This is a genomic window from Methyloceanibacter sp. (assembly GCF_051306395.1).
In the GTDB taxonomy this organism is placed as follows: Bacteria; Pseudomonadota; Alphaproteobacteria; order Rhizobiales; family Methyloligellaceae; genus Methyloceanibacter.
The window spans coordinates 1-4029 of sequence record NZ_JBPPND010000013.1; the positions used below are offsets into that span (position 1 = coordinate 1).

Annotated in this window: 3 protein-coding genes and 1 pseudogene; 2 read left to right on the top strand and 2 right to left on the bottom strand. The window is 63.0% G+C overall.

Going from position 1 to position 4029, the window contains the following annotated elements; translation table 11 throughout:
- Nucleotides 1–510 (top strand): 3-hydroxyacyl-CoA dehydrogenase family protein (locus ACSLE4_RS00950; RefSeq protein ID WP_435902618.1); only part of this gene is annotated, 510 nt, incomplete at its 5' end.
- 44 nt (nt 511–554) lie between these two features.
- Here the strand turns inward: ACSLE4_RS00950 and ACSLE4_RS00955 are convergent.
- Nucleotides 555–1741 (bottom strand): IS3 family transposase gene (locus ACSLE4_RS00955; RefSeq protein WP_435902619.1). Its coding sequence is split into 2 segments (ribosomal slippage): nt 555–1462 and nt 1462–1741, totalling 1188 coding nucleotides; the frame shifts between segments, so codons are not numbered across the junction.
- Nucleotides 1742–1915: 174 nt separating this feature from the next.
- Between ACSLE4_RS00955 and ACSLE4_RS00960 the strand changes: the two genes are divergently transcribed.
- Nucleotides 1916–3043: an IS110 family transposase gene (locus ACSLE4_RS00960; protein WP_435902620.1), complete on the top strand. Its 1128-nt coding sequence runs from the start codon at nt 1916–1918 to the stop codon at nt 3041–3043.
- A 319-nt stretch (nt 3044–3362) separates the two neighbouring features.
- On the opposite strand, the pseudogene ACSLE4_RS00965 reads toward ACSLE4_RS00960, so the two are convergent.
- Nucleotides 3363–4029 (bottom strand): annotated as a pseudogene (locus ACSLE4_RS00965) (IS630 family transposase); the annotation flags it as partial.

Genomic DNA, 4029 nt, shown 5'->3' on the forward strand with positions numbered 1-4029 from the left:
CGCAAGCGCCGCAAGGCCGCCGATCCCAATTATCGCATGTCCCCGATCCCTGACCGGCTCGTCGAATTGGGCCGAAAGGGCCTGAAAACCTCAGCCGGCTGGTATGATTACGAGGCGGGCGATCGCACGCCGCGTCCATCCGCCGAGGTCAAGGAGATCATCCGCGAGGAATCCGAGAAGCTCGGCAACAAGCCGCGCACGCTCTCAGATGAGGAAATTCTTCATCGCCTGCTGTTCGGCTCGATCAACGAGTTCTGCAAGATCCTCGAAGAGGGCAAGGCGATCCGCGCGAGCGACCTCGACGTGATGTGGCTGCACGGCTTCGGCTTCCCGCGCTGGCGCGGCGGCCTGATGTTCTGGGGCGACACGATCGGCGCGCGCGAGATCTACAATCGCATCGCGGCGTGGCACCAGCAGCACGGCAAGCGCTGGCAGCCGTCGGCGCTGCTGCGCGAGGTCGCCGAAAGCGGCGGCAAGCTCAGCGAGATCAAGTCGCGGGCGTTTAAATAGGGCCGCGCGGCGGGCGGGCGGCGCCTGTCTGGACCTCCCCGGATTTAGTGGAGAGCCAACTGCTCTTCCTGGTTCCTTGTCCGGTGCGCTGCCTCGAACGCTGCTGGGCTGACGTAGCCCAGGCTCGAGTGTCGTCTGCGAGGGTTATAGAACCCCTCGATGTATTGGCCAATGGCGTTGGCGGCCTGCTCGCGTGTCGTGAAGGCGGTCCTCCAGATCAGCTCGGATTTGATGGTCTTGAAGACCGTTTCCACCATGGCGTTGTCGTAGCAGTTTCCCCGACCGCTCATCGACGCGATGAAGCCATGGTCGCGGACGATACGACGGTAGTCTGATGAGCAGTATTGACTGCCGCGATCCGAGTGATGGATTAGGCCCGGCGGCGGCTTTCTCAGAATGATGGCGCGCCGCAACGCATCGATTGCCAAGCCTCTTTTCATTCTGTCACTGATCGACCAGCCGACGATCTTGCGCGAGTAGAGGTCCAAGACGATGGCCAGGTAGAGCCAGCCCTCGGCAGTCCAGACGTATGAGATGTCGACGCCCCACTTCTGATCCGGCCCGTCGGCGGTGAAGTCTTGGTCAAGAACATTGGTCGCGACCGGCCCGCCATGATCGCTGTCCGTGGTTCGCTTGAACCGCGTCTTTTGCCTTGCTTTCAGGCCATTCTCGCTCATCAGCCGCGCCACCCTGTGTCGCCCTATCGCCAAGCCACTTTCTTGCAGCTCGGCACGCACCCGTGGGCTTCCGTAGGTCTCGTTCGACGTGGAGAACTCGGCACGGATGTGAGCGAGCAGGACCATGTCCTCGGCCTGGCGCTTGCTCGCGGGCCGCTTCTTCCACGCGTAGAAACCGCTGACGCTGACGTGCAAGGCGGCGCACGCAGTCTCAACCGGAACCTCAGCCCTCTTTGCATCGATCAACGCAAAACTCATCGACTTGTCTCCTTGGCAAAGAAGGCGGTCGCTTTTTTTAGTAGATCTCTCTCTGCTCGGAGGAGTTCATTCTCCCGACGCAAGCGAGCCAGTTCTTTCTCGACGTCCTCGTGTGGCCCAGCCATCAACTCCGCGCGATCCAGTTTGCGTTTCCAAGTGCCCAGCGACGACACGCCGACGCCAAGGTCGTCGGCAACCGCCTTGATCGTCCGCCCGCTGGTCGCCAAAATCCGAACCGCCTCCCGCCGGAACGCGTCATCGATCACACGCCCCTTGTCTGTCCTCGACTTGCCCATTGATGCTCCTCTGATCCGTCAAAACTATCAGAAAAGCCCTCCACTTTTTCGGGGGAAGTCCACTTCCCTCAAGCTAGACCGTATGTCCTTCCTTGAAGAGGCGACTCACCCTCGATGAGCATCCGAGGATTGCCCGGATGGGCTGGGCAGAGCCTCACACAAGGAGGGCGAGTCGTGGGGCATTTTAACGAAGCTTTCATCGGGATCGATACGGCAAAGTTGCGCAACGCGGTGGCGGTTGCCGAGGCCGGCCGCACGGGTGAGGTTCGTTACCTCGGTGAGATCGACACAAGCGAGGCAGCGATGCGCAAGCTGGTCGCCTCGCTCTCTGCCAAGCATCGCAAGCTTACGTTCTGCTACGAGGCCGGTCCGACCGGCTACGGTCTTCAGCGGCTGATCGAAAGCCTTGGCCACACCTGCCTTGTCGTCGCTCCATCTCTGATCCCGAAGAAAGCCGGCGACCGGGTGAAGACCAACCGGCGCGATGCGGAAGGACTGGCGAGGCTGCTCAGAGCCGGCGAGCTCACTGCCGTGTGGATACCCGACAGCCGCCATGAGGCCATGCGCGAGCTGACGCGAGCACGCGATGCGGCACGCCAGGATCTGACGCGCAAGCGCCAGCAGGTCTCCTCGATGCTGCTGCGTCTGGGCCGGCATTATCCGGGCATCAAGACGTGGAATGCACGGCACCGCTGCTGGCTTGCCAATCTGAAGCTCGATCATCGCGAGCAGCGCTTCGCGCTCGAGGAAATGCTGCAGGCCGAGCGCCAGGCGAGCGAGCGGATCGGACGTCTCGAGCAGGCGATCCGAGAGGCGTTCGCGGATTGGTCGCTGGCGCCGATCGTGCCGGCCTTGATGGCGATGCGAGGGATCGACCTCGTCGCGGCGGTCACGATTCTGGCCGAGATCGGCGATCTCTCCCGCTTCGAGAGCCCGCGCCAGCTGATGGCTTATCTGGGTCTCGTGCCGTCCGAGCGCTCGACGGGCGAGAGCGTGAGACGGGGCGGCATCACCAAAGCCGGCAATGGCAGGGCCCGACGCGTGCTCGTCGAGGCGGCCTGGAGCTACCGTCATCCACCGCGCGTCGGATACGAGAAGCAGGCTCACGTCTCGGCGGCACCTCGGGCTGCTCGCGAGATCGCCTGGAAAGCGCAGGTGCGGCTCACTAAGCGGTTCCGCACGTTGTCTCGCAAGGGCAAGAAATCGACCGTGGTCGCGACCGCGATCGCACGCGAGCTGGCCGCCTTCATCTGGGCGATCTTCCGCGAGATGAGCAACACGCGGACTGCTGCTCCGGCATAATGCCGATGGCTCCGCTTCCAACATTGGACCGATCAACCAGGGATCGCGCCGGGCGATCGAACCGGACAGTTGAGCATTCGTGCAGCGGCGGGGGCGAGGCCATGGCAGGGGAGCCCTCGTAAACACTACGTGGCCGATCTTCGCGATCGACGCCCGCCTCTAGACCGAGGCAGCCCCGGACGAACAAACGGACATGCGGTATCCAACCCGCGCATCAGAGCTTGATCACCGTCGTCTTCGGGTCTCGTCTCCGCCTCTGCACGATCCATCCCAACCTGCTCCGCCGCATCGCAAGGTGCGACGTCGACAAACTGCGCCGTCAGTGCTTGACTTCGGACATCAGAGTGTTCCGACTCTGACGCTTGGTTCCCATCGTAGTGGAGGGCCAACTGCAGGAGGGCTCGGCGGTCTTTCCTGAGAATGGCATTTGCGGTTTTCGTCCAGACGAAGGGCTTCGGGTTTTCGTTGTGCTGGTCGAGGTAATCGCGGATCGCCTGCTCGAGTTCGGCGACACTGGCGAAGGTGCCGCGCCGGATGCGCTTCATCGTGATCTCGGCGAAGAAGCGCTCGACGAGGTTGAGCCACGAAGCGCTGGTCGGCGTGAAATGGAGATGGAAGCGCGGATGCTTCGCGAGCCAAACCTTCACCTCGGGCGTCTTGTGAGTTCCGTAGTTGTCGAGCACGAGATGGACGTCGAGCGATCTTTTCACGCTGCGGTCGATGCGTCGCAGGAAGCGGATGAACTCCTTCGCGCGATGGCGCGGCTGGCACTCGCCGATGATGCGGCCGGTGCGTGTGTCGAGGGCGGCGAACAGCGTCGTCGTGCCGTGCCGCTGGTAGTCGTGTGTCATCGGCGCGGCGCGACCCTTCTTCAACGGCAGGCCGGGCTGGGTGCGGTCGAGCGCCTGGATCTGGCTCTTTTCGTCGACACAGAGTACGAGCGCGCGATCGGGCGGGTTCATGTAGAGACCGACGACGTCGGTGAC